The sequence below is a fragment of the Phocaeicola sp. genome (assembly GCF_048170425.1).
Taxonomy (GTDB): Bacteria; Bacteroidota; Bacteroidia; order Bacteroidales; family Bacteroidaceae; genus Phocaeicola.
Genome location: NZ_DBEXBB010000240.1, coordinates 1 through 6,196, shown reverse-complemented (window position 1 = coordinate 6,196; position 6,196 = coordinate 1). Strand labels below are relative to the sequence as shown.

6 protein-coding genes are annotated in these 6,196 nt (G+C 43.7%); 1 reads left to right on the top strand and 5 read right to left on the bottom strand.

Features of this window, described 5'->3' with window-relative positions; all coding sequences use genetic code 11:
• The coding region (locus ACMJ0U_RS09565) for an HAD family hydrolase (protein WP_417129737.1) at positions 1 to 623 on the bottom strand (623 nt) is incomplete at its 3' end.
• Between the two features lie 87 nt (positions 624 to 710).
• Here ACMJ0U_RS09565 and ACMJ0U_RS09560 point away from each other — a divergent pair.
• Positions 711 to 2,072 (top strand): MATE family efflux transporter, encoded by a 1,362-nt coding sequence (locus tag ACMJ0U_RS09560; RefSeq protein ID WP_417129736.1) that lies wholly within the window; start codon positions 711 to 713, stop codon positions 2,070 to 2,072.
• Here the strand turns inward: ACMJ0U_RS09560 and ACMJ0U_RS09555 are convergent.
• The 4 genes from ACMJ0U_RS09555 to ACMJ0U_RS09540 form a co-directional block, all read right to left on the bottom strand.
• Positions 2,069 to 3,331 carry an Nramp family divalent metal transporter gene (locus ACMJ0U_RS09555; RefSeq protein WP_417129735.1) on the bottom strand — a complete coding sequence of 421 codons (1,263 nt, stop codon included), beginning with the start codon at positions 3,329 to 3,331 and terminating at the stop codon, positions 2,069 to 2,071. The two genes, ACMJ0U_RS09560 and ACMJ0U_RS09555, sit on opposite strands and share 4 nt — an antisense overlap.
• Before the next feature lie 77 nt (positions 3,332 to 3,408).
• Positions 3,409 to 4,677 carry a clostripain-related cysteine peptidase gene (locus tag ACMJ0U_RS09550; RefSeq protein ID WP_417129734.1) on the bottom strand — a complete coding sequence of 423 codons (1,269 nt, stop codon included), beginning with the start codon at positions 4,675 to 4,677 and terminating at the stop codon, positions 3,409 to 3,411.
• Between the two features lie 5 nt (positions 4,678 to 4,682).
• Positions 4,683 to 5,090 carry a hypothetical protein gene (locus tag ACMJ0U_RS09545; RefSeq protein ID WP_417129733.1) on the bottom strand — a complete coding sequence of 136 codons (408 nt, stop codon included), beginning with the start codon at positions 5,088 to 5,090 and terminating at the stop codon, positions 4,683 to 4,685.
• A 164-nt stretch (positions 5,091 to 5,254) separates the two neighbouring features.
• Positions 5,255 to 6,115, bottom strand: a complete 861-nt coding sequence (locus ACMJ0U_RS09540; RefSeq protein ID WP_007561648.1) for a sigma-70 family RNA polymerase sigma factor — start codon at positions 6,113 to 6,115, stop codon at positions 5,255 to 5,257.
• Positions 6,116 to 6,196: the final 81 nt, after the last annotated feature.

Genomic DNA, 6,196 nt, shown 5'->3' with positions numbered 1-6,196 from the left:
TATGTAAAATGAGTGAAATCTGGAATCACCCGGGCACACTGATTCTGAATGGTTTCCGCCGGATTGGTGGTGCTCAGTCCCACTACAGGCATGCCTGCGGCGTTTCCCGCCTGAATGCCATGGAATGAATCTTCAAACACGACGCAATTGGCCGGAAGTGTTTCGAAAACTTTGGCTCCAAGCAAAAAGCAATCGGGTTCTGGCTTGGATTTCTGGAACATCTCGGCTGTGAGTATCCGGTCCACCATGTCCTTCAATTCCGGATGTGCCGCATGCACATTGGCCATTTTCTTCTCATTCGAGCTAGTCACTATGGCTATTTTCACTCCATGAGCACGAAGACTCTGCATGAATTCCGCCACTCCCGGCACATATTCATAGCGCATCTCCGCCTCGAAACGGTTCAGGTCTTCCGTGATTTCAGCCTGTTCATGCTCCATTCCCTGAAAATAACGGTCGTAAATCTGACTCAGCGTCTGTCCTTTGATGATTTTTCCGAATTCCTCGTATTCCGGATGGTATTTTTTCCCTACCTCATTCCAGAAGATGCTGTACTGTGACTCTGTATCCATCACTACTCCGTCAAAATCAAAAAGTGCTGCCACGCATTTAGTTTTGTCCATCGGTATGTTTAGTTTGATTTAACGGTGCAAAGTTCTAAAATATTGCCGCATATTCCTAACTTTGGAAATTAAAATAAACAAACGGACATGAAAGAAAACAACCCTCACATATTGGGAGAGGCCCCTATCGGGAAACTGCTCGTAGAATATTCCATTCCTGCCATTATCGGAATGACACTGACTTCCCTGTATAACATCATCGACAGTATTTTCATCGGTCACGGTGTGGGAGCCCTGGCCATCTCCGGTCTGGCCATTACCTTTCCGCTGATGAACCTGCTGGTAGCCTTCTGTACACTGGTAGGCGTAGGAGGTGCTACGCTTTCTTCCATCCGACTGGGACAGAAGGACAAAAAGGGAGCAGAAGATATTTTGGGAAATGTAGCTATTCTCTGTGTCATCAACGCCATCTTCTACGGCGGACTGGCATTTATCTTTCTGGAACCGATTCTCTTTTTCTTCGGAGCCAGCGAGGCTACCCTGCCGTATGCCCGCGATTTTATGCAGGTAATTTTGTTGGGCAGTCCGATTTCTTATGTCATGATCGGACTTAACAACATCATGCGTGCCACCGGTTATCCGAAAAAAGCCATGCTTTCTTCCATGCTGACCGTAGGCTGCAACATTATTCTAGCTCCGATTTTCATTTTTGTACTGAACTGGGGAATCCGGGGAGCCGCACTTGCGACCATCTGCTCACAATTCATCGGCATGCTGTGGGTGTTGTATCACTTCTACAGTCCGAAAACTTATATCCGGTTCCAGCGTCACAGCATGCGGTTAAAACAGCACATCATAGCCAACATCTTTGCCATCGGCATGTCGCCCTTCGTCATGAACGTATGTGCCTGCTGCATCGTGATTTTCATCAACAACCGCCTGCTCAACTATGGAGGTGATATGGCCATCGGTGCATTCGGCATCCTCAACCGTATCCAGATGCTCTTTGTCATGATTGTGATGGGTATCACCATGGGAATGCAACCCATCACGGGATACAACTACGGTGCACAACATTTCGACCGTGTAAAAAGAACCTTGAAACTGGGAATCACAGCAGGATGTATCATTACCACATTGGGATTCATAATCGGTGAGCTGTTTCCCGGCGTATTTGTCGGTATGTTTACCGACAACCACGAACTGACGGACGAAGCCACATTGGCCCTGCGAATCGGTATTCTTGCTTTCCCGATAGTAGGTGCACAGATTGTCATCACCCAGTTCTTTCAGTCCATCGGAAAGGCCCGGATTTCTATTTTCCTGTCCCTCTCCCGACAACTGCTTTTCCTTCTTCCAGGACTGGCTTTCCTTCCACCCCTCTATGGCGTGGAAGGGGTATGGTTCAGCATGCCGCTATCCGATGCCTTGGCCTTCGCTGTGGCAGCTTTGATGCTGGCATACCACTATAAGAAAAAGATGTCAGGCACCGATTTACGGACAGCTTAAAAACTTTCTGAGAAAAGAAGAGCCAGATTCAGCACAGATACAATCACTGCCATGGTGTAAAGCACAAAACTGCTCCAACGGGAGTTGGCATACTGCCCCATGACCCGTTTTGAGGAGGTCAACCCTACCTGCAAGAAAATGGTAAATGGAAGCTGAATGCTCAGTATCATCTGTGAGATAATCAATCCCTGAAAAGGATTCTCGATAAACAGAATGACAACCAGTGCAATTCCCAATGAAAGCAGAATTCCTACACGAGAGTGCACATCCTTTACATGATAGGATTCTCCGAACATACCGGCAAAAATAGAACCGGCCGCCATCCCACTTGTTACAGTGGAGGAGATACCTGCCATCAGCAAGGCAAGAGCAAAGATAGTAGCAGCCTGATTCCCTAATAAAGGCTCCAGCAAGCTCTTGGCCTGCTGCAACTCTTCTACTCCGATATGATTGGCAAAGAAGGTAGCCGCAGCCAATAGAATCATCGCACTGTTAATAGCCCAGCCTACTCCCATAGAGAACAGGGTGTCATAAAATTCATATTTCAACAGCTTACGGATAGAAGCATCGTCCTTCTTATTGTATTCCCGGCTTTGTACTACTTCCGAGTGTAAGAACAAGTTATGAGGCATCACCACGGCTCCCAGCACACTCATTATCACCAGCAGGCTTCCCTCGGGAATGGAAGGTGTCACCCACGAACGGGCAGCCAAAGGCCAGTCAATGTCAACCAGGAAAAGTTCATACAAAAAAGACAACCCTATCACTGACACAAATGCAATAATAGAGCGCTCAATCCGCTTGTAGGAATTGGTAAACAGCATGATTGTGACAAAGAAAGCAGTAAGAAGAGAACCCCAGATAATGGGAATACCGAACAACATTTCCAAGGCTATAGCTCCTCCTAAAATCTCCGCTAGAGAAGTAGAAATAGACGCTAATACGGCCGTTCCCAGAATTGGACGCGCCACCCATTTTGGCGTATATTTAGTGGCAGCTTCGCTCAAGCAAAGTCCGGTAACAATCCCCAAGTGAGCCACATTATGCTGCAACACAATAAGCATGATGGTAGATAAAGTAATTACCCACAACAAGGAATACCCGAAATCAGCTCCTGCAGCGAAATTGGAGGCCCAGTTGCCCGGATCAATAAAACCGACGGTCACAAGCAAACCGGGACCTATATATTTAAAGAAATCCAGACCACCAAGATAACGCTGATGGTCCTTACGTCGTAATTCTTTGATGAAATTCCACATACTTACAAATCTGCTTTAATAAATAAAAACATACGTAGCTGATAGAATGTTCACACAAAAAGTAAAGAAATTTGTAATTAGTTCAGATTTAAATCGGCCCAACCTGCGGCATGATACCAAGAGATTGACTGTTCGTAATAATCATTCCAAGCTGTTTTATTAACGACATAATCATTGTACTTTTTAGGAATATACATACCTATTCCACAGAAACGGGTTCCATCAACGATAAGTCCATCAAAATCATAATCTACCCCAGACAAACAATCTTTAGCTATCACAGCCTGATCTAATGCGGTTTGTACGGAAGCAATAGCCTCATTCAAATCCGTTTCTACCAGTCCACTCTTTCTTCCCAGTTCACGGAAAAAGTCTAATACATCGTAAGAAAAGTATCGATAACTACCTACACCATACTGTTGTACGTTCTGCATAGATACGGAAGGCAATGCATCCCGCCATTCAGAAAGTTTTGTGTTCACTGTTGCAGCCAGATTTTCCATTTGGTTACAATCCATCACTGCGCACGTACCCCATAAATTATTTGTCTTATTAAAAGAAATAAATTCATGACACACAGCAGAATAATCTACGTCTTCAGAATACAAATAAGGAAGAATCTGATTATACGGGAATCCATATACCGGAGTCTCCATTACCGAAGCAATGCAATGTGAAGTGGCCCCTTTCAATTCATAGCCCACTTCAGCAGTGGCCATCATACAAGCATCAAACAATACAAAATCAAGTTTTTCAGAAAAACTATTCTTTAGAACATTTGCTAAATCGGGAATATCAATATTATAACCACTATCATCACCAAAGGCCTTTGTCTGAACAGAAGTCCCCTTCATCCACCCGGTGCCATGTGAACCTAAAATAAGACCGTAACTGTCAGAAGGAGCTACAGTCTGCATATCGGTAAAGACTTCCTCCATCACAGCCGGGTCAGTTGCAATCTGGCTATTCATGGTGTACTCCTTTTTCTGAGCTATACTACAAACCGCATCAAAAGTCAGCTCCTCACCTGTCAAAGCTGCAACATTATTGATATTACCACGTCCATCAGCATAGAAACTCATTAAGGTAGGATTACTCAGAGGAGTATCACCCGTATAAGGGCGATAAAACACCAGCAAAGCGCATGACTCCTTCATATTGCCCAATGCAGTGTACATATCGATTACGTTATTACGCAAATAAGTATCTAAAGAACCTGCTTTGTTATTCGAAATCAGATATGCCAGCACCGTACGCCCAGAGCGTTTCGCAGGCTGTTGTTCCGGAATTTCATTGGAACAAGCAGCTAGCACAATCACCAGCAGGATGTAAAGCCATTTCTTCATCTGCATTATTCAAAATCAGGCTTTTCAAACTTAAATTCCGCATTCACATCCTGAAGGAACAACGAACCTCCCTTAGTATATTTTTCCTTCAGCTTTTTCAGTTCCTTCTGCACGTTCTTCTTTTTCCGGCTGAAAAACATAAAGCAAGTACGGTTCTTGCCATTCTGTTTCTGCTCCAGATAATCCTTCAACTGAATACTATACAGCGCACGGCCAACCAACATTCCTTTATCATCTACAGCCGCACTGTCCAGATACTGCACGTCTGTGAAATACACTAATGAGTCAGTAAATGAAGCGGAAACTCCAGCCAGATATACTCCATATTTGTTCTTATCTTTCGGCTGCTTACTGAATACTGAAGCAGCAAATACCATCATTAACAGGAAACAGAAAAACTTTGTATAACGCATAATTCATCAATTTATGAGGGCAAAAGTACACAATTATGCGTAAAAACCGAAAGAAGATATATAAATTAACAAAGAAAAAGCCTTTCTACATACAAAAAGAGATGTATCCAGGTCTGAGCGAACCCTCATACATCTCTTCTGTTTTTTGGAAATCAATCTCTACCTTATCCCAAATAAGATTTGAGCAACTTACTACGAGAATTTTGTCTTAATCTTCTAATTGCCTTTTCCTTAATCTGACGAACACGCTCACGTGTGAGCCCAAACTTATCGCCGATTTCTTCCAACGTCATTTCCTGCGTGTTAATACCGAAAAACATCTGGATAATATCCTTTTCTCTTTCGGTTAGCGTAGAAAGCGCTCTGTCAATTTCCCTAGAAAGTGATTCATTTACCAAAGAGCGGTCGGCCATAGGAGAATCATCGTTTACCAGTACGTCCAGCAAACTGTTATCCTCTCCTTCCACAAAAGGAGCATCTACAGAGATGTGACGACCAGAAACTTTCAGCGTATCCGAAATCTTATCTACCGGGATTTCCAGTTCATCGGCCAGTTCTTCCGGGGAAGGACGACGCTCGTTTTCCTGCTCAAACTTGGAAAACGCCTTGCTGATTTTATTCAGCGAGCCTACCTGATTCAACGGCAAACGCACAATACGCGACTGCTCAGCCAGTGCCTGAAGAATAGACTGACGAATCCACCAAACTGCATAACTGATAAACTTGAATCCACGAGTTTCATCAAATTTTTCAGCAGCTTTAATCAAACCCAGGTTACCTTCATTAATCAAGTCAGGCAAGCTCAGTCCCTGGTTCTGATACTGTTTAGCTACAGACACCACAAATCGCAAATTAGCACGCGTAAGCTTCTCCAATGCAATACGGTCACCCTTACGGATACGTTGAGCGAGTTCCACCTCCTCTTCTACAGTAATCAAATCTTCACGACCGATTTCCTGTAAATACTTATCCAAAGAAGCACTCTCTCGGTTAGTGATACTTTTAGTAATCTTTAACTGTCTCATTCTATATAAAATGATTTGGGTACAAAAGTACAAAATTAATTTTATTTAGGCAGCAGATTTACAAAGAAAGAATCTATAATT

Bases quoted from the DNA above. Each gene is read 5' to 3' on its own strand.
- ACMJ0U_RS09550 (WP_417129734.1), bottom strand. From the start codon at position 4,677: ATGAAGAAATGGCTTTACATCCTGCTGGTGATTGTGCTAGCTGCTTGT.
- ACMJ0U_RS09545 (WP_417129733.1), bottom strand. From the start codon at position 5,090: ATGCGTTATACAAAGTTTTTCTGTTTCCTGTTAATGATGGTATTTGCT.
- ACMJ0U_RS09555 (WP_417129735.1), bottom strand. From the start codon at position 3,331: ATGTGGAATTTCATCAAAGAATTACGACGTAAGGACCATCAGCGTTAT.
- ACMJ0U_RS09560 (WP_417129736.1), top strand. From the start codon at position 711: ATGAAAGAAAACAACCCTCACATATTGGGAGAGGCCCCTATCGGGAAA.
- ACMJ0U_RS09540 (WP_007561648.1), bottom strand. From the start codon at position 6,115: ATGAGACAGTTAAAGATTACTAAAAGTATCACTAACCGAGAGAGTGCT.